The 21265-nt window shown below is 69.1% G+C and carries 18 protein-coding genes; 5 read left to right on the top strand and 13 right to left on the bottom strand.

What is annotated here, in order from left to right; translation table 11 throughout:
* Nucleotides 1-54 precede the first annotated feature (54 nt).
* The 5 genes from dnaE to JI746_RS12235 form a co-directional block, all read right to left on the bottom strand.
* On the bottom strand, nt 55-3519 hold the full coding sequence (gene dnaE, locus JI746_RS12255; RefSeq protein ID WP_201689804.1) for a DNA polymerase III subunit alpha: 3465 nt from the start codon (nt 3517-3519) through the stop codon (nt 55-57).
* Between the two features lie 104 nt (nt 3520-3623).
* Nucleotides 3624-4523: a pirin family protein gene (locus tag JI746_RS12250; protein WP_201689802.1), complete on the bottom strand. Its 900-nt coding sequence runs from the start codon at nt 4521-4523 to the stop codon at nt 3624-3626.
* Nucleotide 4524: 1 nt separating this feature from the next.
* Nucleotides 4525-5091 (bottom strand): flavodoxin family protein, encoded by a 567-nt coding sequence (locus tag JI746_RS12245; protein ID WP_201689801.1) that lies wholly within the window; start codon nt 5089-5091, stop codon nt 4525-4527.
* A gap of 4 nt (nt 5092-5095) precedes the next feature.
* Nucleotides 5096-5560: a DoxX family protein gene (locus JI746_RS12240; RefSeq protein WP_201689800.1), complete on the bottom strand. Its 465-nt coding sequence runs from the start codon at nt 5558-5560 to the stop codon at nt 5096-5098.
* 37 nt (nt 5561-5597) lie between these two features.
* Nucleotides 5598-6302, bottom strand: a complete 705-nt coding sequence (locus tag JI746_RS12235; protein WP_201689799.1) for a pirin family protein — start codon at nt 6300-6302, stop codon at nt 5598-5600.
* Between the two features lie 102 nt (nt 6303-6404).
* On the opposite strand from JI746_RS12235, the gene JI746_RS12230 reads away from it, so the two are divergent.
* From JI746_RS12230 to trmB, 3 genes are all read left to right on the top strand, one after another.
* Nucleotides 6405-7352: a LysR family transcriptional regulator gene (locus JI746_RS12230; protein WP_201689798.1), complete on the top strand. Its 948-nt coding sequence runs from the start codon at nt 6405-6407 to the stop codon at nt 7350-7352.
* A gap of 7 nt (nt 7353-7359) precedes the next feature.
* On the top strand, nt 7360-8229 hold the full coding sequence (gluQRS, locus tag JI746_RS12225) for a tRNA glutamyl-Q(34) synthetase GluQRS (RefSeq protein ID WP_201689797.1): 870 nt from the start codon (nt 7360-7362) through the stop codon (nt 8227-8229).
* A 99-nt stretch (nt 8230-8328) separates the two neighbouring features.
* Complete coding sequence (gene trmB, locus JI746_RS12220) at nt 8329-9030, top strand: tRNA (guanosine(46)-N7)-methyltransferase TrmB (protein WP_201689795.1); 702 nt, start codon at nt 8329-8331, stop codon at nt 9028-9030.
* 128 nt (nt 9031-9158) lie between these two features.
* On the opposite strand, the gene JI746_RS12215 is transcribed toward trmB, so the two are convergent.
* The 8 genes from JI746_RS12215 to alaS all read right to left on the bottom strand — a co-directional run bounded on the left by JI746_RS12215 (nt 9159) and on the right by alaS (nt 18494).
* Nucleotides 9159-10451: an NnrS family protein gene (locus JI746_RS12215; protein WP_201689794.1), complete on the bottom strand. Its 1293-nt coding sequence runs from the start codon at nt 10449-10451 to the stop codon at nt 9159-9161.
* Nucleotides 10452-10496: 45 nt separating this feature from the next.
* Complete coding sequence (locus JI746_RS12210) at nt 10497-10940, bottom strand: hemerythrin domain-containing protein (protein ID WP_201689793.1); 444 nt, start codon at nt 10938-10940, stop codon at nt 10497-10499.
* A gap of 28 nt (nt 10941-10968) precedes the next feature.
* Nucleotides 10969-11295, bottom strand: a complete 327-nt coding sequence (fdxA, locus tag JI746_RS12205) for a ferredoxin FdxA (RefSeq protein ID WP_201689792.1) — start codon at nt 11293-11295, stop codon at nt 10969-10971.
* Nucleotides 11296-11305: 10 nt separating this feature from the next.
* Nucleotides 11306-12295, bottom strand: coding sequence for an acyl-CoA dehydratase activase (locus JI746_RS12200; protein WP_201689791.1), 990 nt, complete (start codon nt 12293-12295; stop codon nt 11306-11308).
* Nucleotides 12292-13113: an acyl-CoA dehydratase activase gene (locus tag JI746_RS12195; protein WP_201689790.1), complete on the bottom strand. Its 822-nt coding sequence runs from the start codon at nt 13111-13113 to the stop codon at nt 12292-12294. Before JI746_RS12195 ends, JI746_RS12200 begins: the two co-directional genes overlap by 4 nt.
* A complete protein-coding gene (locus JI746_RS12190) occupies nt 13110-14465 on the bottom strand; it encodes a 2-hydroxyacyl-CoA dehydratase subunit D (RefSeq protein ID WP_201689789.1) in 1356 nt (451 codons plus the stop codon). Before JI746_RS12190 ends, JI746_RS12195 begins: the two co-directional genes overlap by 4 nt.
* A 12-nt stretch (nt 14466-14477) precedes the next feature.
* Entirely contained in the window at nt 14478-15653 is a 1176-nt protein-coding gene (locus JI746_RS12185) for a 2-hydroxyacyl-CoA dehydratase (protein WP_201689788.1), read from the bottom strand.
* 216 nt (nt 15654-15869) lie between these two features.
* A complete protein-coding gene (gene alaS / locus JI746_RS12180) occupies nt 15870-18494 on the bottom strand; it encodes an alanine--tRNA ligase (protein ID WP_201689786.1) in 2625 nt (874 codons plus the stop codon).
* A gap of 199 nt (nt 18495-18693) precedes the next feature.
* Here alaS and JI746_RS12175 point away from each other — a divergent pair, with 199 nt between their 5' ends.
* Together JI746_RS12175 and JI746_RS12170 are read left to right on the top strand one after the other, a co-directional pair.
* Nucleotides 18694-20172, top strand: coding sequence for an NAD-dependent succinate-semialdehyde dehydrogenase (locus tag JI746_RS12175; protein ID WP_201689784.1), 1479 nt, complete (start codon nt 18694-18696; stop codon nt 20170-20172).
* 241 nt (nt 20173-20413) lie between these two features.
* Nucleotides 20414-21262 carry a mechanosensitive ion channel family protein gene (locus JI746_RS12170; RefSeq protein ID WP_201689782.1) on the top strand — a complete coding sequence of 283 codons (849 nt, stop codon included), beginning with the start codon at nt 20414-20416 and terminating at the stop codon, nt 21260-21262.
* Nucleotides 21263-21265 lie beyond the last annotated feature (3 nt).

The following is a 21265-nucleotide window of genomic DNA, read 5'->3' as shown; positions in this document are numbered from 1 at the left end:
TTTTGCGTCCTTTGCGATCTTTTTTGCGGCTTTTGCGTTCGGTTCTCCGGTTTCTCAACCCTCGTACACCACCTGCGCCTGGCCCTGGTAGGCCTGGGCCATCCAGCTGGCGAGCGCGGCGTCGGTCGGGAAGAACTTCGCCTGTTCGCCCAGTTGCAGCTCGGCCCGCGCCTGCTCGCGCAGCACTTCCAGCCGCACCGGCAAGCCGCGCACCAGTTCGCCCTGCTCCGTCATCTCCCGCCTGGGCGGGAAGTCGCGCACCAGGCGCTGGATGTCCGGCACCGCGCCGTTGACGGCCACCTTCAGGTACTTGCCGAAGCGGCAGCGCGCCGTCGCCAGGTCCCAGATCTGCTGGATGTTCAGGCGGAAGCCGCCGGAGAAGCGATCGGGCTGCAGCTTGGCCTGCACCACGATCAGCTCGTCGTCCTTGAACCACGCCTTGTGCGAGTTGAACACCGATTCGTCGGCGGCGGCCTCGATCGTGTCGCTCTTGTCATCCAGCTTGAACAGCGCCAGCTTGCCGCGCTGGCCGTTGATGATGCGCAGGTCCGTCACGATGCCCGCCAGCATCAGGATGTCGCGCGTGTCCACCAGTTCCTCGATCCTGCGGCGGCAGAATCGGCGCACCTCGCGCTCCACTTCGTCGAACAGGTGGCCCGAGAGGTAGAAGCCGATCGCCGTCTTTTCCTGCGACAGGCGCTCCTTCACGCCCCAGGGCGTGGCCTCCACCAGGTCCGGCTCCTGGTGACTCGCGCCGTGCGTGTCGCCCATGTCGAACAGGCCGCCCTGGTTGGCGTTGGCTTCCTGCGCCGCGGCGAACTCGTACGCGCGGTCGATGGTCGCCACCAGCGAGGCGCGATGGAGCGTCAAACAGTCGAAGGCACCGGCCTTGATCAGCGCTTCCACCGTGCGCTTGTTGATGCGCGAGCGGTCCACACGGCAGCAGAAGTCGTACAGGCTCTTGAAAGCCCCGCCCTCCTCGCGCGCCGCCACGATCGCCTCGATCGCCGACTGGCCCGTGCCCTTGATCGCGCCCAGGCCGTAGCGGATCACCTTGTCCGAGATCGGCTCGAAGCGCCAGGCACCGCGGTTGACGTCCGGTGGCTCGAAGGTCATGCCGAAGTTCTTGACCGCGTCCTCGTGCAACACCTTCAGCTTGTCGGTGTTGTCCATTTCGATGGTCATGTTGGCGCAGTAGAACTCCGCCGTGAAATGGACCTTCAGCCAGCCCGTGTGGTACGCCAGCAGCGAGTACGCGGCGGCGTGCGACTTGTTGAAGCCGTAGCCCGCGAACTTCTCCATCAGGTCGAAGATCTCGTCGGCCTTGTCCTGGGGGATGCCGTGCGTCTTGTTCGCGCCCTCGCGGAACCGCTCCCGGTGCACGGCCATCTCCTCGGCCTTCTTCTTGCCCATGGCCCGGCGCAGCAGGTCCGCGCCACCGAGCGAATAGCCGCCCAGGATCTGCGCCGTCTGCATCACCTGTTCCTGGTAGACCATGATGCCGTAGGTCTCGCTGAGCATCTCCGCCACCGCGGGATGCGGGTACTCCACCGTCTCGCGCCCGTGCTTGCGGGCCACGAAGCTGGGGATCAGGTCCATCGGGCCCGGGCGGTACAGCGCGTTCAGCGCGATCAGGTCTTCCAGCCGCGACGGCTTGGCGTCGCGCAACATGCCCTGCATGCCGCGCGATTCGAACTGGAACACGGCTTCGGTCTTGCCGTCGGTGAACAGCTTGTAGGTGCGCGCGTCGTCCAGCGGCACGGTCTCGAAGCTGAAGTCCTGCCGGCTCGGATGGCGCCGCACGATGAATTCGCGCGCCAGTTCCAGGATGGTGAGCGTGGCGAGGCCCAGGAAGTCGAACTTGACCAGGCCGGCGGCCTCCACGTCGTCCTTGTCGTACTGGCTCACCGCGGAATCGCTGCCAGGCTGCTGGTACAGCGGCGTGAAGTCGGTGAGCTTGCCGGGCGCGATCAGCACGCCGCCGGCGTGCATGCCGACGTTGCGCGTCATGCCTTCGAGCTTCTGCGCCAGGTCCAGCAGCGTGCGCACTTCCTCCTCGCGCTCGTAGCGTTCCTTGAGGATCGGCTCCTGCTCCAGCGCGTCGGCGATCGTGATGTGCGTGCCGGGCTTGTTCGGGATCAGCTTGCTGATGCCGTCGCAGAAGGTGTAGCTCATGTCCAGCACGCGGCCGACGTCGCGCACCGCGGCGCGCGCGGCCATCGTGCCGAAGGTGGCGATCTGCGACACGGCGTCGCGGCCGTACTTCTCCTTCACGTACTCGATCACGCGGTCGCGGTTGCCCTGGCAGAAGTCGATGTCGAAGTCGGGCATCGACACGCGTTCCGGGTTCAGGAAGCGCTCGAACAGCAGGCTGTACTGCAGCGGGTCGAGGTCGGTGATCTTCAGCGCGTACGCGACCAGCGAGCCGGCGCCGGAGCCGCGGCCCGGACCGACCGGGCAGCCATGGTTCTTGGCCCAGTTGATGAAGTCGCCCACGATCAGGAAGTAGCCCGGGAACCCCATCTTCAGGATGATCTCGAGCTCGAACTCCAGCCGCTCCTCGTAGCGCGGCCGCTGCTTCTCGCGCTCAGCCTCGTCGGCGAACAGATGCGCAAGGCGCTCGTTCAGGCCCTCGTGCGAGGCGTAACGGAAGTACTCCTCGATCGGCATGCCGTTGGGCGTGGGGAAGTTGGGCAGCCGCGGCTTGCCCAGTTCCAGCACCAGGTTGCAGCGGCGCGCGATCTCCAGCGTGTTGGTGATCGCCGAGGGGATGTCCTCGAACAGCGCCTCCATCTGCGCCTGGGTCTTGAAGTACTGCTCGCGCGTGAAGCGGCGCACCCGGCGCGGGTTGCCGAGGATCTCGCCTTCCGAGATGCAGACGCGCGCCTCGTGCGCCTCGTAGTCGTCTTCCTTCGTGAACTGCACCGGGTGCGTGGCGACCACGGGCAGCTTCAGGCGGGCGGCCAGTTGGACGGCGGCGGCCACGTGCGGCTCGTCCTCGGGGCGGCCGGCACGCTGCAGTTCCAGGTAGAAGCGGTGCGGGAAAATGCCGGCGAGCTGCAGCGCGAGTTCCCCGGCGCGGCTCTCGTCGCCCTGCAGCAGCGCCTGGCCGATGGCGCCGGCCTGCGCACCGGACAGCAGGATCAGGCCCGCATTGAGCTCCTGCAGCCATTCCAGCTTCGCCACGGCCTGGGCGCGCACCACGTTGACGGTCCAGGCACGGGCGAGGATCTCGCACAGGTTCAGGTAGCCCTGGTGGTTCTGGACCAGCACGATGGCGCGCGAGACCGCCTGGGCGTCGGGGCCGAGGCCCTGCAGCATCAGCTCGCAACCGACCACGGGCTTGACGCCCTTGCCGCGGCCTTCCTTGTAGAACTTGATCGCCCCGAACATGTTGTTCAGGTCGGTGATGGCCAGGGCGGGCTGCGCATCCGCGGCCGCCGCCTTCACGATCTCGTCGATGCGGTTGGTGCCGTCGACGACGGAGAATTCGGTGTGCAGGCGCAGGTGGACGAACATGGGGCCATTTTAGGAAACCTGGCCGACGTCATTCCCGCGCAGGCGGGAATCCACCGCCGCTGCGCGGCGGCTCTGGGCCCCCGCCTACGCGGGGGTGACGGATGTCACGAACGCGGTTCGGGCGGCGTCATCGGCGTCGGCGGCAGCGGAATGAATTCCGCCTCATCCCCCGGCACCGTCCCCATCCGCATCGCCTTCCAATCCTCGCCGGCCTGCAGGATCCGCTCCTTGCGGCTGGAGACGAAGTTCCACCACATGTGGCGCGGGGCATCCAGCGCATCGCCGCCCACCAGCACCAGCCGTGCCCCGGCGGGCGCGAACAAGGTCACGGCCCCGCCCGGCTCCAGCACCGCCATGCGGCGCAGCGCCAGCGGCGCGTCATCCACCTGCAGCTCGCCTTCCAGTGCATAGATCGCCTGCTGCGCCTCCAGCGCCGGCAGATCCATGCGCCCGCCCGCCGGCAGCCGCACGTCGAGGTACAGCGTGCGCGAGAGCGCCGGCACCGGCGAGCGCACGCCGAAGGCCTCGCCCACCAGTACCCGCACGCGCGCGTCGCCCACGCTGCATTCGGGGATCGCCTGCGCCGGCGTGTGCGAGAACGAGGGTTCCGTTTCCTCGTGCGCCAGCGGCAGCGCCGTCCAGAGCTGCAGTCCGTGGTTCACGAAGGCCACGTCGCGCAGGTGATCGGGGCGCCGCTCCGAATGCACGATGCCGCGCCCCGAGGTCATCCAGTTGATCGCGCCCGGCTCGATCAGCTGCGCGGTGCCGAGGCTGTCGCGATGCATCATCGCGCCCTCGAACAGGTAGGTGACGGTGGCCAGGCCGATGTGCGGATGCGGCCGCACGTCATGGTTCACCCCAGGCAATTCCTGGGCGGGGCCGAAGTGGTCGAAGAAGATGAAGGGGCCGACGCTGCGCTGGCGCGCGTCGGGCAGCAGGCGCCGCACGAGGAAGCCGCCACCGAGGTCCTTCTCGTGGCCGGTGAGTTGCTGGGCGATGGTCACGTCAGGCGCTCCTGCCACGCGACCAGCGCTGCGCCGCGGTCGCCACGCGTTGCCCGAACTGGCGGCCGGTCTCGAGGTCGCCGGGCAGCATCTCCGCGGCCGACGCGTCGATCGGTGTCTGCGAGGCGGCGCCGGCGAAGGTGCCGATCCAGTTCACGTCGTTGCGCTGCGCCGCCTTCGCGTTCGACGGCATCATGCCGTTGCCGACCCAGACGCCGCCATGCTGCATGGCCAGCGTGAAGAAGTAGAACATGGTGCTCGACTTGTCGCCGTTGATGCTGCCGCTGTTGGTGAAGCCGGCGAAGAGCTTGTCCTTCCACGCCTGCCCGAACCAGGGCTTCGACGAGGCATCGGCGAATTTCTTGAACTGCCAGCTCGGCCCGCCCATGTAGGTGGGCGAGCCGAACACGATCGCGTCGGCGGCGGCCAGTTCCTCCCAGCCGCCGGCGGGGAGGTTGCCCTCCGCGTCGATGGCGAGCAGCTGCGCGCCGGCGCCCTCGGCCACCGCCTGCGCCAGTCGCTGCGTGTGGCCGTAGCCCGAGTGGTAGACGACCACCGTTTCGGCCATCCCCTCAGTCCCTGCGACGGCCGTCGACACTGAAGGTGCCGCCGCCGAAGGCCGCGAACGCCAGCAGCCCGCCCGCGATCGCCATGTTCTTGAAGAAGTTCATCTTCTGCGCCATCAGCTGCGCCTCGGGCACCGCCCAGTAGTTGTGGAAGATCGGCGTGATCACGAGCACGAAGATCGCCATCAGCAGCGCCACCCAGCGGACCTTGAACCCGACCAGGAGCAGGAGCCCGAGCCCCAGTTCGGTCGCGATCGCGATCGCGGCGCACACCTCGGGCAGCGGCACGCCCTTGGACGAGATGTAGCCCACCAGCCCCGAGAAGCCGGCGATCTTGCCCCAGCCGGAGGGGATGAAGAGCAGTGCGATCAGCACGCGGCCGATCAGCGCCAGCGCGTTCTGCGCCGGCGTCACGGCGGCAGCCTCGGTGTTCACGGAGTAACCGGATTGGGGCGAAGTCAGTGTTGCCATGGTGAAGCTCCTTCAGGAGGGGTGGGGAACATGAAGATCAGTGCTCGGACAGGTCGAAGACCAGCACCTCGGCATCCTTGCCGTGGTCGATCGCCAGCGTGCGCTCGCCGCGCAGCTTGGCCGCGTCGCCGGCCGCCAGGCGCGTGCCGTTCACGGACAGCTCGCCGCGCACCACGTGCACGTAGACCGGCCGCGCCGCATCCAGCTCGATGCTGGCAGTCTCGTCGCCGTTGAAGAGGCCCGCGTACACGCGCGCATCGGCATGAATCTGCACCGAGCCCTGCGCGCCATCGGGCGAGGCGACCAGCCGCAGCTTGCCGCGCTTCTCGGCCTCGGCGAAGCCTCTCTGCTCGTAGCTCGGCTCGATGCCCTGCACGTTCGGCTCGATCCAGATCTGCAGGAAGTGCGTGGTCTGGTCCTCGGCGTGGTTGAACTCGCTGTGCATCACGCCGCGGCCCGCGCTCATGCGCTGCACGTCCCCGGGCGGGATGGCCTTGACGTTGCCCAGCGTGTCGCGGTGCGCGAGCTCGCCGGAAAGCACGTAGCTGATGATCTCCATGTCGCGGTGGCCGTGCTGGCCGAAGCCGGTGCCCGGCGCGATGCGGTCCTCGTTGATGACGCGCAGGTTCCCAAAGCCCATGTGCTCGGGGTCGTGATAGCCGGCGAACGAAAAACTGTGGAAGGACTTGAGCCAGCCGTGGTCGGCATGGCCGCGTTCCTGTGATCTGCGTACGGTAAGCATCGTGCGTGTCCTTGGAAAGACCGAATGTAGGAGCGCGCCGGCATTGCCGAACCTGCTGGTGATTGATGGCATCATTCAAAATTCCTGACGACAACGGATGAGATGGCTTCCCCGCGCGACGTGTTGACCCCGGACGCCTTCGGCCTCGTGCAGGCGGTGGCGGACCACGGCAGCTTCGCGGCGGCGGCCCGCGAGATGGGCCTGGTGCCCAGCGCCGTCACCTACCGCATCCGCCAGCTCGAGGACGCGCTCGACGTGCTGCTGTTCGACCGCAGCTCGCGCCAGGCACGGCTCACGGCGGCCGGCAATGAACTGCTCTGCGCCGGGCAGCAGCTGCTGCAGGACATCGATGCGATGGCGCATCGGGTGCGCCGCGTCGCCACCGGGTGGGAAGCCGAGTTCACGGTCGCCGTCGACAATGCCCTCTCGTTCTCCACCGTGATGGAACTGGCCGAGACCTTCTACGGCCTGGAGCCGACCACGCGCCTGCGGCTGCGCGACGAGGCGCTGGGCGGCACGCTCGAAGCGCTGACCGCCGGCCGTGCCGACCTCGCGCTCGGCGTGCTGGTCGAGCCCGGCACCACGCCCGGCATTTCCAGCCACGAGCTCGGCGACCTGCGCTTCGTGTTCGCCGTCGCCCCGCACCATCCGCTGGCGACGATCGAAGAGCCGATCGCCGATGAAGTGCTGATCCGGCATCGTGCGGTCGCCGTGTCCGATTCCGCCCAGCAGCGCGGCAACGCGCTCACCTACGGGCTGCTCGCCGGCCAGGACGTGCTGACGGTGCCCAGCATGCGGGCCAAGCTCGATGCGCAGTTGCGCGGGCTCGGCGGCGGCTTCCTGCCGGAGCCGCTGGCGCGTCCCTACCTGGAGGCCGGCCGGCTGGTCGCGCGCGAGATCCAGCGCGGCAGCCGGCGCACCATCCGTCTCAGCTACGCGTGGCGCAACACCAGCGCGCTGGGCCCGGGGCGGGCGCTGCAATGGTGGCTCGCGCAGCTGGAAAGCGCCACGACGCGCGCCGCGCTGCTGGAGCGGCACCGGGCGGGATGACGGCCTGATGCGGTACCGCGGCCGCTTCGCGCCCTCGCCTACCGGCCCGCTGCATGCCGGCTCGCTGGTGGCCGCCTTCGCGAGCTGGCTGGACGCGCGCGCCCGTGCAGGCGAATGGCTGGTGCGCATCGAAGACGTCGACCGGCCGCGCACCGTGCCCGGCGCCGACCAGGAGATCCTGCGCCAGCTCGCCGCCTGCAGCCTGCTGCCCGACCAGCCGCCCACCTGGCAATCGCAGCGCGAACCCTTGTACCAGGCCGCGCTCGACCGGCTGGTGCGCGAAGGCAAGGCCTACCCCTGTGCCTGCTCGCGCAAGGACATCGCGCTGGCGCTGCGCGCGCAGGGGCGCGAGCGCACGCGGCATGGCGAGCTGGTCTACCCGGGCACCTGCCGCGGCGGCCTCGGTGCGCGGGAGGCGCGCGCCTGGCGCTTCCACGTGCCCGAAGGCCTGGTGCCGTGGACCGACCGGCGCGTGGGCGTGCACCTGCAGAACGTCGCCGAGGAGGTCGGCGACTTCATCCTCAAGCGCGCCGACGGGCTGTTCGCCTACCAGCTGGCGGTGGTCGTCGACGACGCGGACCAGGGCATCACGCACGTGGTGCGCGGCGCCGACCTCGTCGACAACACGCCGCGCCAGATCCTGCTGCAGCGCGCACTGGGGATCGCCACGCCGCTGTACCTGCATGCGCCGCTGGTGCTCGCGGCCAATGGCGAGAAGCTGTCGAAGCAGAACGGGGCGGCGCCGGTGGACGTGGCGGACCCCGCCGCCGCGCTCGCGGCCGCGGCCGCGGTGCTGGGGATCGGCGTCGATGCGCGCAGCGGCGTGGACGCCGTGCTCGCGCAGGCGGTGCCCGCGTGGGCTGCCCGGTTCCCGTAGGCTGGCGGTGACGCGCGACAGCGCCGGAACCCCAGCGACAGCGCAAGCGCTGGGGTTCGCGCTGCGCGGCTCACCGCCAGCCTACGTGACAATCCGGGCATGCACGAACCATCGAACACGCCCCAGGGCGTGCCTCCCCGCCGCGGCATCCGCAGCTTCGTGCTGCGCACCGGCCGCACGACGGTCGGCCAGCAGCGCGCGCTCGACACGCTGGGCCCGCAGTTCCTGCTGCCCTACCAGCCCGCCCCCATCGATCTCGCGCAGGCCTTCGGCCGCGAGGCGCCGACGATCCTGGAGATCGGCTTCGGCATGGGCGAGGCGACGGCGCACATCGCGGCGCTGATGCCGCAGAAGAACTTCCTGTGCTGCGAGGTCCACACACCGGGCGTGGGCGCGCTGCTCAAACGCATCGGCGACCAGGGGCTGGCCAACGTCCGCATCGTGCAGCACGACGCGGTGGAGGTGCTGGAGCACATGCTGCCGCCCGCCTCGCTGGCCGGCGTGCACATCTTCTTCCCGGATCCGTGGCACAAGGCGCGCCACAACAAGCGGCGGCTGGTGCAGCCGCAGTTCCTGGCCAGGCTGCTGCCGCGGCTGGCCAGCGGCGGCTACCTGCATTGCGCGACGGATTGGGAGCCGTATGCGCAGCAGATGCTGGAGGTGCTGTCGGCGGAGCACCAGTTGCGCAATACCGCGCACGGGTTCGCGCCGAGGCCGGAGTACCGGCCGCTGACGAAGTTCGAGCATCGCGGCTTGCGCCTCGGCCACGGCGTGTGGGACGTCGTCTTCGAGAAGAAGTGAGCTGACGGGAAGCCCGTCAGCCCCGCGCAGGCGGGGGGCCAGGGCAGGCGCGCAGCCGCGTGGATTCCCGCCTGCGCGGGAATGACGAAGCAGGTGGCCGGCGCGTTCCGGCCGGCGGCGCGCCCCGCTCACCCGGGTCCCCCGTCGGCCCGCGGTTCGCCCAGCCAGCGGCCGTGCCGCAGCGCCCAGGTCGCGGCCACGGCGAGCCATCCGGCGCCCGCGACGGGCAGCAGCAGGACGGCCGAAGCAGGCCACAAGGCTGCCGCCACGCGCGCGAAGACGGTCACCTGCAGCAGCACGTTCAGCCGCCGCGCGACCGCGTCGATCGGGTGCGGCCGGCCGCTGTGCGTGCTGCTCACCCGCGTCACCATCGCCAGCATCGTCCCGCCCAGGTAACCGAGCGACAGCGCATGCAGGGCCGCCATCTCCAGGCGGGCGCCCAGCGCCGGCGCGATGGCCGGCAACCAGGAGAAAGCACCCAGCACCAGGGCCGCGTTCCACCACAGCAGGGGGCGAAACAGCATCGCCACCATCGGCTGCTTCAAGGGCGGCGTTCCGAGCCAGCGCAAGGACAGGCGCAGGCTCGCGGCAGCGGCCAGGGCGAGATGGGCCGCGATCAGCCAGCGCCAGCCGGGCCGCGGCGCCAGCCACGCGGGCGCGAGTGCCGCCGCGCCCTGCACCGCCGGCACCGACGCCAGCAGCCACAGCGGCCAGGCCGGCCAGCGGGCGTCCAGCCGCGGCCAGCCGCCATCGCCCAGGAAGGGCAGCATGCGGTGCGAGACGACGATGAACACCGTGGCGATGCCCCACCAGAGGCCGAGCCGCGCCAGGCTGCCCAGGGCATCCGCGCGCCCGATCGCCACGGCCACCGCGGAGGCCGCCAGGCACGCGCCGATCGCAAGCGCGCCCGCCACAAGGGCCTTGGGATGCATGCGGTCCGTTTCCGTGCTGCGCGTGACCAGGAGAAGCAGGCGCATCGCCAGCACGCTCCACGCGAGGGCAGCGAGGCCCAGGCCGGCGGCCGCCAGGAGGGCGCCGGCCTGGAAGCCCATGGCGGCCAGGGCCCACCCCGCGGTGAAGCCGGCGACCGGCAGGCGCAGCGCACGGGCGTCCACCGGGGGCTGGCGCAGCCACTTCGGACCGGCCGTGAACATGAAGCCCGCGATGAACAGCGGCATAGGCCCGAGGCTGAACCACAGGCCATGGGCCGCGGCAGGAGGGACCTGCCAGGACCAGCCGGCGCCCACGGCTTGCGCGAATTGATGCAGCGCCCACCACAGCGCAGCGACCGCCCACTGGATGCCGGCCCAGAAGAAGCACAGCTTGTGCGGGGACGACAGCAGCGATGCGGCCCGCCAGGGGCCCCGCTGCAGGGGACGCTCCGGCGGACGGATGCGGGCGTCGTCGCGGCCGGTGGGCATCGGCCCATTGTAGGAGCGGCCGATGCCGCGAACTTCAGCCCGCGCTCAGAGCGCCCTCCGCCTGACCTGCAGCAGCAGCTCCTGTGCATCCGCGCCGGCCGCATCCTCCAGCATCGGATACATCATCTGCTCCTCCTTCACGTTGTGCGGCTCCAGGATGTCCAGCAGCGAGCGCGTCGCGCGCTGCCATTCGGCGCCGTCGTTGGCGGCCAGCGCCTGCTGCATGCGCACCAGGATCGGCTGCATCCACTCGTGCTCGTCGCGCATCTGCCGGGACGGCCCTGCCGCCACCATGCCGGTGCGCTGCTCGAAGGCGGGGAACAGCAGGTCCTCCTCGATCTCGATGTGCCGCTGCAGCCGCCGCAGGAATTCGCTTCCCTGGTCCTGCAGGGTGCTCCAGTCCTGCGCGCCGGCCGCGGCGGTGGCGCGTGCGGCATGGCCGTCGATGCGGTCGTGGTCCTGCTCCATGTAGCTGGTGATCGTTTCCATCCGTTCCTCCTCGTCGGCTGCGGGCCGCTCAGGAATGCTGCAACTGGTCCAACTTGCCCGCCACGCCGGCCCAGTGCGCGGCATCGGGCAGCGGCTCGCGCCGCTTCACGATGACGGGCCAGTCGCGCGCGAGTTCGGCGTTCAGCGCGATGAACTTGCGCTGGTCCGCCGGCACGTCGCTGTCGGCGTAGATCGCGTTGGTCGGGCACGCGGCCACGCAGGCCATGCAATCCACGCAGGTGTCGGCGTTGATCACCAGGAAGTTCGCGCCCTCGTGGAACGAATCGGCGGGGCACACCTCGACGCAGTCGGTGTGCTTGCAGTTGATGCACGCTTCGGTGACGACGTGGGTCATGCCGGCCTCCTCAGGCGGCGGCGCGCTCGGAAGCGGCCGGTGCCTTCTTGACGATCACGACCGGGCACTCGCCCGTCTGGCCGCCGGTCTCGCCGCACGGCTCGAAGCGCCGGCGCGTCGCCGCCATGGCCGACCACCGGCGCACGGTCTGCACCCCCTGGGCCTGCCCGAGCTGGGCCGCCGTGGGCGGGATCGGCTTGCCCTCGGCGAGCAGCTTCTGCACGCGCCGCAGGCCGAGGTAGGCGGCGCCGTAGGCGCCATTGAGCTGGCCGAGGCCGTTCGGCGCGACGTGGAAGGTCTCCCCGAGTGCGCTCTCGAGGGCCTTCACCATGGCGGCGTTGCGGGTCATTCCCCCGGTCAGCATGTAGCCGGGCTCCAGGCCGACCCGGCGCATCAGCTGGATCGCCCGGCCGCCGAGCGACACCATGGCACCCATCATGATGTCCTCGGCCGGAATGCCGTTGGACAGGTGGTTGATCACCTCCGACTCCGCGAACACCGCGCAGACGCTGCTGATCGCCTTCGGATCCGTCGAGCGCAGCGCGTACGGGCCGATGTCCTCCGTGGTCAGGCCGAGGTAGCGCGCCGTCTTTTCGAGGAAGGCGCCGGTGCCGGCCGCGCACTTGTCGTTCAGGCGAAACGCCTTCACCCGGCCCTGGTCGTCGACCTTGATGGCCTTGATGTCCTGGCCGCCGATGTCCAGGATGGTCCGCGTGTCCGGGAACAGGTGCACCGCCGCCTGGGCATGGGCCGTCAGTTCCGTGATCTGCGCATTCCGGTAGGCGACGGTGTAGCGGCCATAGCCGGTCGCCCCGACGTAGGTGATGTCGCCGCGCTGCAGCTTGCAGTTCGCCAGCAGGTCGTCGAAGACCGCCTCCGAGGCCTGCGCCAGCTTGAAGCCGGTGCGGCGCACGGCCGTGCCGACCACCTTGCAGTCGCCATCGAGCGCGATCGCCTTGGTGTAGGTGGATCCGATGTCGAGTCCCACAACGTAGATCATGCTTTCTCCTCGGCGAGCGCAGCGGGCTGGGTGGCATGCGCGAGAACGTGGTCGCGGGCGAACAGGGCGGCCCCCAGCGCACCGCAGAAATGGGCGTCAGGGCTGACGTTGATCTTCATGCCCACCGCGTCCTCCAGCAGCTTGACCATCGCCTGGTTGCGGCTCACGCCGCCGGTGAAGGTCACTTCCGAGTGCACGCCGACGCGGCGCGCCAGCGAGACGCAGCGGCTGGTGATCGCCTGGTGCACGCCCATCAGCACGTCCTCGGGCAGGATGCCGCGCGACAGGTGGCTGATGATCTCGGACTCCGCGAACACGGTGCAGGTGGTCGTGATGCGCACCGGGTTCTGCGACTTCAGTGCCAGCGGCCCCAGGTCGCCCAGCGACATTTCCAGCGCATAGGACGCCGCGCCGAGGAAGCGGCCGGTGCCGGCGGCGCACTTGTCGTTCATGGTGAAGTCGGCAACCTGGCCGTCCGGCTTCACCGCGATCGCCTTGGTGTCCTGCCCGCCGATGTCGATCACCGTGCGGGTGCCGGGGAACAGGAACACGGCGCCGCGTGCGTGGCAGGTGATCTCGGTCACCTGCTCATGGCCGAACGACACGTTGTAGCGGCCGTAGCCCGTGCTGGCGATGCGCGCCACCTGCTCCTCCTGCAGGCCCGCGTTGGCCAGGGCCGCGCGGAAGGCATCCTGCGCGATCGTGACCATGCTGGTTTCCATGTCGAGCAGGGCCCGCCCGACCATCGTTCCGTTCTCGTCCAGGATCACTGCCTTGGTCTGGGTGGATCCGACGTCGACGCCGGCGATGTATCTCATTGGGCGCTCCCGTTGGCGATGGCGGCCTGCGCGCGGGCCAGGGGCGGCGGGCCGCCGCGCTGGTGCAGGGACTCGAAGAAGGCGTCGACCCGGTTCTTGATCTGGGCGTCGGACCAGTAGCGCGGGTCGATCAGGTCCGACTCGACGTAGAGGCTCGGGATGTTCATCCGCTGGTTCAGGTAGTTGCGCGTGTCGGCCATGCCGGAGGAGACGAAGCGGCAGCTCTTGATGCCGTGGAAGACGACGCCGTCGACGTCGTACTCCTTGATCTGCTGCGCCAGCCGCTCGTGGGCGAAGAACTGGTTCGACAGGCCGCGTTGCGCCGCCAGGGCGGAGATCTCGGCCAGGCTCTCGAGCGGGCGCGAGGTGTCGTACACCATCTCGCCTGCGTCCATGCCGCCGGCGGCGAAGGTGAGGTAGTCGGAATACGCGAACACCCCGCCCCAGGACTCGAACAGTTCCACCAGCCGGCGCATGGACACGTAGCAGGGCGTGCCGGAGAACAGCAGCCGGAAGCGCTCCTCCTTCACGCGGCCCTCGCCGCGGGCCACCTTGGCGCGCAGCTGCTCCTCCAGCCGGCGCATGTACTCGACGCCTTCCTCGGTGCCGCGGTAGACGTTCATGATGCCGATGTACGTCAGGCCGTCCAGCATCGCGTTGTAGGGCGCGGGGCAGACCCGGTTGAGCGCCATCACGTTGTTCCAGTGGTAGACCATGCGGTTGACGCGGTCCTGCACCTGCGCGAGCTTGTCGAAATCGAAGCGCTTGCCCGTGATGTTCTCGCAGCGCGTGATCAGGTCGCGGAACTGCGACTCCACCCACTGCGAGTCGGCCATGTGCTGGGCGTCGCCGCGCCGCACCTGCCAGTTCGAGCCGCGCTGGCCGGGCAGGTCGAGCGTGAAAGTGGGGGTATGCAGCATGCGCTCCCAGATCTCGCCCCACTTGATGAACGTGCTGCACATGTTCGAGGTGATGGCGATGTCGGCGTGCGGGATGGTGCCTGCCGGGTGCTTCTGCTGGCGCAGGATCAGGCCGACGTCGGCCTTGACGTAGGAGCACACGTCGGGCGAGTAGCCGTAGTCCTCGGACTCGCGCAGGTAGCCCTCGGAGACCTTCTTGACGCCCGTCTGCAGCGAGTTGATCTCCGGGAACACGAGCTGGAAGTCGAAGGTGCGCAGGATCTCGATGGCGTTGCCCATCACGAAGACGTTGGCGACCTTCTGGCCGCGCGCCTTGGCCTGCTCGAGGTCGGCGTACCACGCCTTCATGAGGCGCTGGCCGTCCTGGATCGGGTTGAACTCGTCGGCCGGTGCGGCCTGGGGGGCGGCGCGTTCGAGTGTTTCGGTGGTCATGGGCGGCTCCGGTCAGGCGGTGGCGAAGAGGAGGGATTCGGCGAAGGTCTCGAGCTGCATCGCCATCTGCTCGAACGAGGTCATCTTTTCCTCGAACTCCAGCACGAGGTACTGCACGCCGACCTGGTCGAGGTGCTTGGACCAGGCCACCTGCTCGTCCAGCCCGGGCTCGCAGAACTTGGCGGCGGTGACGATCGCCGCCTCGGCCTTGCTGGAGGCGATCATCTCCATCAGGTAGGCTTCCTTCGTCTTGCGCTCGTCGTGCTGCACCGGGCTGGCCGCGCAGCGCTGCACGAAACTCTCGGCCAGCGCCCAGATCGGGTCGCCGGTGCCGGGCACGTCGGCGGTGAGCCAGCGCAGGCCGATCAGCAGGTCGTCGTCGACCACGTAGCAGTTGTCGTCGATCGCCTCCAGCATCTCCAGCGGCGGCTGCTCGCAGAAGCCGCCCACGAACACCACGCGCGGCTTGTCCTGCGCCGGCCGGTGGCGCGCGCGGATGCCGTCGAGTGCGCGCGCGAGCAGGTCGTTGTGCGCCTCGCACGGGATGCGCGTGCGCGCGCGCAGCAGCAGGTAGGACTCGGTGCAGCTCACCTTCCAGGGCTCGTCGCGGCGCAGCGCGTACAGCTCGCGCACCAGCGCGCGGTTGCGGTTGTAGGCCTGGATGCTGGCGCGCAGCTTCAGGTCGGTCGCTTCGCGGCCCGAGCGGCGCTCCAGCTCGCCGCGCAGGCGCTGGTACTCCGCCGCCACGAAGCGGATGGCGCCGGGCGTGTTGGGGTTCTGCGGCAGGTACAGGATCTGGGCGAGCTGGTCCGGGATGTTGCGGGACCAGATGCCGGCCAGGTGCTTGGCCGCATCGCAGATCGGGTGGGTGATGAAGCCCTTGAGCCCCTTCAGCTGGCCGTTGAGCCCCATCTCCGTCGTGGAGCGGCAGATCGAGCAGATGAACGACCCCATGTGCGCGTCCGCGTGCTTGAGCTCCAGCTTGTTGCCCCCGCCCAGCAGGTTGACGGGCAGCAAGCCGGCGGCATGCGCCACCTCCTCGGGGAAGTACACGGGGAAGTGGCCGAGGGTGCCGGTGAACCCGTCGGGCAGCGCATCGTCCGCCGGCGGCGGCGATTGCCTGAGCGTGTTGCAGTACTCCAGGATCTCGTCGAGCTCGGCCTCGCGGTCCAGTCCTTGTGTCTCCATGTCGCCTCCAGCTAAATCGGTATTGCAGTACCTGAATGCCGATATTGCCGGAGAGGCTGGGCGAAACCTTGATCCTGGTCAAAGGACGGACGGCTGCCTGCAGGCTCCCTCCCCTCCGGGGGAGGACTGGGGTGGGGGCATTCTCGGCGCCGAAATGGAAAGGGGCGCCCTGGAGCGCCCCCCTGCCCTCCCCCGGAGGGGAAGGGAAAGACAAGACTAGACCCGCTCTGCGACCCAGGCCTGCACCGACTGCAGCGCGCCCGGCAGCTTGCTCGCGTCCGTGCCGCCGGCCATCGCCATGTCCGGCTTGCCGCCGCCCTTGCCGCCGACCTGCTGCGCCACAAAGTTGACCAGCTCGCCGGCCTTGACCTTGCCCATGCTGTCGGCCGTCACGCCGGCCGCGAGCTGCACCTTGGCGCCATCGACCGCGGCCAGCACGATTGCCGCCGTCTTCAGCTTGTCCTTGAGCTTGTCCATCGTGTCGCGCAGCGCCTTCGCATCGGCCCCATCGAGGCGCGCGGCCAAGACCTTGACGCCCTTGACGTCCACCGCCTGGTTCACCAGGTCGTCACCCTGCGACGACGCCAGCTTGCCCTTGAGCGCGGCGACTTCCTTTTCCAGCGAACGCACCTGCTCCAGCACCTGTGACACGCGGCCCTGCAGCTCGGTGGGTGCGGCCTTCAGCGAACCGGCCACCGTCTGCACCGTGGATTCGAGCTGCTGCAGGTAGGCCAGCGCATTGGCGCCCGTCACCGCCTCGATGCGGCGCACGCCCGCGGCCACGCCGCCCTCGCTCACCACCTTGAACAGGCCGATGTCGCCGGTGCGGCCCACGTGCGTGCCGCCGCACAGTTCGCGCGAGGAGCCGATGTCCAGCACGCGCACCGAGTCGCCGTACTTCTCTCCGAACAGCATCATCGCGCCGGTCGCCTTGGCGGACTCGATGTCCATCACGCGCGCCTGCGTCGGGTGGTTCTCCAGGATCTCCGCGTTCACGCGCTTTTCGATCTCGCGGACCTGGTCCTCGGTCAGCGGCGCGTTGTGCGTGAAGTCGAAGCGGGTCTTGTCGGCATCGACGAGCGAGCCCTTCTGCTGCACGTGCGCGCCGAGCACCTCACGCAGCGCCTTGTGCATCAGGTGCGTGACGCTGTGGTTGCGCATGGTCGCTTGCCGCAGCTGCATGTTCACGGCGGCCTGCACGGTGTCGCCCACCTTGAGCGTGCCCTGCGTCTGGACGCCATGGTGGCCGAACACGTCCGCCTTGATCTTCTGCGTGTCCTCCACGCCGAACTGCACGCCTTCCGCGGACAACGTCCCGCTGTCGCCGACCTGGCCGCCGCTCTCCGCGTAGAACGGCGTCGTGTCCAGGACCACCACGCCCGGCTGGCCTTCCTCGAGCTGCTGCACGGGCGTGCCGTCCTTGTACAGGGCGACGACCTTCGCCGTCTCCCGCAGGCTCTCGTAGCCGGTGAAGACGTTGCCCGCGCCCGCGTATTCCAGCAGGCGGTCCATCTTGAACTTGCCGGCGGCACGGCCGGCGGCCTTCTGCCGCTCCATCGCGGCGTCGAAGCCGGCCGCATCCACCGTCACGTCGCGCTCGCGGCAGACGTCGTTGGTCAGGTCCAGCGGGAAGCCGTAGGTGTCGTGCAGCTTGAAGGCGACGTCGCCGGGCAGCACCTTCTGGCCGTTGCCCAGGGCCGCATCGAGGATCTCCATGCCGTTGGCCAGCGTCTCGTAGAAGCGCTCCTCTTCGGCCTTCAGCACCTCCATGACCCGCTGCTGCGAGGCCTTGAGGTTCGGATAGGCATCCCCCATCAGCTTGACCAGGTCGGGCACCAGCTTGTGGAAGAACGGCGTCTTGCGACCGAGCTTGTAGCCGTGGCGGATGGCGCGGCGGATGATGCGGCGCTGCACGTAGCCGCGGCCCTCGTTCGACGGGATCACGCCGTCGGCCACCAGGAAGGCGGTGGCGCGGATGTGGTCGGCGATCACCTTGAGCGAGGGGGTCTCCAGGTCCTGGATGCCGGTCTCGCGCCCGGCCGCCGCGATCAGCGCCTGGAAGATGTCGATCTCGTAGTTGCTGTGCACGTGCTGCAGGATCGCGGCGAGGCGCTCCAGGCCCATGCCGGTATCGACGCAGGGCGCGGGCAGCTTCTTCACGCTGCCATCGGGCTGCATGTCGAACTGCATGAACACGTGGTTCCAGATCTCGATGTAGCGGTCGCCGTCCTGCTCCGGGCTGCCGGGAGGGCCGCCGGGGATTTCCGGGCCGTGGTCGAAGAAGATCTCCGAGCAGGGACCGCAAGGGCCGGTGTCGGCCATCATCCAGAAGTTGTCGCTGGCGTACTTCGCGCCCTTGTTGTCGCCGATGCGCACCACGCGCTCCGGCGGCAGGCCGATGTCCTTCGTCCAGATGTCGTAGGCCTCGTCGTCGTCGATGTAGACCGTGGCCCAGAGCTTGTCGGCCGGCAGCTTGTAGACCTGCGTGAGCAGTTCCCAGCCCCACATCAGCGACTCGCGCTTGAAGTAGTCGCCGAAGGACCAGTTGCCCAGCATCTCGAAGAAGGTGTGGTGCCGCGCGGTGTAGCCCACGTTCTCCAGGTCGTTGTGCTTGCCGCCGGCGCGCAGGCAGGCCTGCACCGAGGCCGCGCGCACGTAGGGGCGCTTGTCGGTGCCGAGGAACACGTCCTTGAACTGCACCATGCCGGAGTTGGTGAACATCAGGGTCGGATCGTTGCCCGGCACGAGCGGGCTGGAAGCGACCACCGTGTGACCCTTGTCCCTGAAGAAGTCGAGGAAGGTCTGGCGGATGTCGGCGACGGTGAATTGGGGAGTGCTCATGGGGGGTCCAGCTGAACCTTTCATTATAGGTTTGGGCCCATGTTCGCACCCGGACGAAGGCTGTTGCTCCTTCCCCCTCTGGGGGAAGGCGAGGATGGGGCCGTTCCCGGGCCGAAAGCGCCCCCACCCCAGCCTCCCCCGGAGGGGGAGGGAGGAAGAGGGCGCGCTATGCTTGTTGCAAAGACCAGGAGAACAGCGCATGGACATGAAGACCTCCCCCCTCGCCCTGCTGAAGGACCCCAGCCTCCTCAAGACCGACGCCCTGATCGATGGCGAATGGGTGCACGGCACGTCGCGCTTCGACGTGCACGATCCCGCCACCGGCCTGAAGCTCGCGGACGTCGCCAACCTCGGCGGACGCGAAGCCGAACAGGCCATCGCTGCCGCCAATCGCGCCTGGCCGGCGTGGCGCAACAGGACGGCCAAGGAGCGCAGCGCGATCCTGCGCAAGTGGTACGAGCTGCTGATGGCCAACCAGGAAGACCTGGGCCGCCTGATGACCGCCGAACAGGGCAAGCCCTTGGCCGAGGCGAAGGGCGAAGTGGCCTACGGCGCCAGCTTCGTCGAGTGGTTCGCCGAGGAGGCCAAGCGCGTCAACGGCGAGACCCTGCCGCAGTTCGACAACAACCGCCGCCTGCTGGTGATCCGCCAGCCCATCGGCGTCTGCGCGGCCATCACGCCCTGGAACTTCCCGCTGGCGATGATCACGCGCAAGGTGGCGCCGGCGCTGGCCGCCGGCTGCCCGGTGGTGATCAAGCCGGCCGAACTGACGCCGCTCACGGCGCTGGCCGCGGCCGAACTGGCGATGCGCGCCGGCATGCCGCCCGGCGTGCTGAACCTGCTGCCGGCCGACGGCGCCAACAGCATCGCCATCGGCAAGGTGTTCTGCGCCAGCGACATCGTGCGCCACATCAGCTTCACCGGTTCCACCGAAGTGGGCCGCATCCTCATGGCCCAGAGCGCGCCCAGCATCAAGAAGCTCTCGCTCGAGCTGGGCGGCAACGCGCCCTTCATCGTGTTCGACGATGCCGACATCGATTCGGCCGTCGAAGGTGCGATCGCCAGCAAGTACCGCAACGCCGGCCAGACCTGCGTCTGCGCCAACCGGATCTACGTGCAGGAAGGCGTGTACGACGCCTTCGTGCAGAAGTTCGCCGCGAAGGTCAGGACGATGAAGGTGGGCAACGGCTTCGAGGAAGGCGTGGTGCAGGGCCCGCTGATCGAGCCGGCCGCCGTGCAGAAGGTGCAGCAGCACCTGGACGACGCGAAGGCCAAGGGGGCGCAGATCGTCACCGGCGGCAGCCGGCTGCAGGGCCAGTTCTTCGAGCCGACGGTGATCTCCGGCGCGACGGGCGACATGCTCTGCGCGCGCGAGGAGACCTTCGGCCCGCTGGCGCCCGTGTTCAGGTTCAAGACCGAGCAGGAAGCGATCGCCGCGGCCAACAACACCGAATTCGGACTCGCCAGCTACTTCTACAGCCGCGACGTGGGCCGCATCTTCCGGGTGGGCGAGGCGCTGGAATACGGCATGGTGGGCATCAACACCGGGGTCATCTCCACCGAGCACGTACCCTTCGGCGGGGTGAAGCAGTCGGGCCTGGGCCGCGAAGGGTCGAGCCACGGCATCGATGAGTACGTGGAGATGAAGTACCTGTGCCTCGGTGACGTGCTGAAGTGATGGATGTCGTAGGCTGGCGGTGAGCGCCGCAGGCCGAACCCCAGCGGTTCCACCGCATCGCTGGGGTTCGCGCTTCGCGGCTCACCTCCAGCCTACGGGACGCAGGGCGTCATGACAGACACCGCCCTCCGCCTTTGTAAAGCGCTCCTACAACCGGCTCTGACGGCGGCCGACTTGGACGGCGCACGCCACGGGTGAAAGTGTGCGGTAGTTAACACCATCCGCCACAGGAGATCCGTCCATGCCCACCGCAGTCACCCACTGGAGCGACGCCATGTTCACGTCGCTCGCAGCAGCCATGGCGCTGCTGTTCTCGGCGATCCCGAAGATCATCGGCTTCGCGCTGATCCTCATCGCAGGCTGGTTCATCGCCTCGCTGATCGAGCGCGGCCTGGCCGCGATCCTGCGCACCATCCGCTTCAACCACTTCGCCGAGCGAGCCGGCCTGGCCGACTTCGTGCAGCGCATGGGCATGAACACCGATGCCGCCGGCATGATCGGCCTCGTCGTCAAGTGGTTCGTGCGCCTGATCGCACTGGTGGTCGCCTTCGACGCGCTGGGCCTGCCCGCCGTGTCCGAGGTCCTGCGCCAGCTGCTGCTGTGGCTGCCGAACGTGATCGTCGCGATGGTGGTGCTGGTGATCGGCGGCCTCGCGGCCCGCGCCCTGAGCAACCTGGTGCGCGGCGCGGCCAGCGAAGCGGGCCTGTCCAACACGGACTTCCTCGCCAAGACCTCCGCGATCATCGTGTGGGCCTTCGCGATCGTCGTCGCGGTGAACCAGCTGGGCATCGCCACCGAACTGGTCAACACGCTGTTCATGGCGGTGGTGGGTGCGATCGCCCTCGGCATGGGCCTGGCCTTCGGCCTGGGCGGCCGCGAAACGGCCGGCGAGATCCTGCGCAAGTGGTACGCCAAGGCGCAGGAGAACAAGGGCAAGATCGTGCAGGTGGCCGACAACATGGGCGACCAGGCGCGCGAGAAGATGGAAGCCGAGCGCGCCCAGTGGCCCACCGGCGGCTATCCGCAAGGCGGCGGCATGCCCGGCGGCCCGGTGCCCGCCGACAAGCGCCACGACGCGGAAGGCGGCTGACCC

The sequence above is a fragment of the Ramlibacter alkalitolerans genome (genome assembly GCF_016722765.1).
In the GTDB taxonomy this organism is placed as follows: domain Bacteria; phylum Pseudomonadota; class Gammaproteobacteria; order Burkholderiales; family Burkholderiaceae_C; genus Ramlibacter; species Ramlibacter alkalitolerans.
This window is presented reverse-complemented; position numbering and strand designations above follow the sequence as displayed.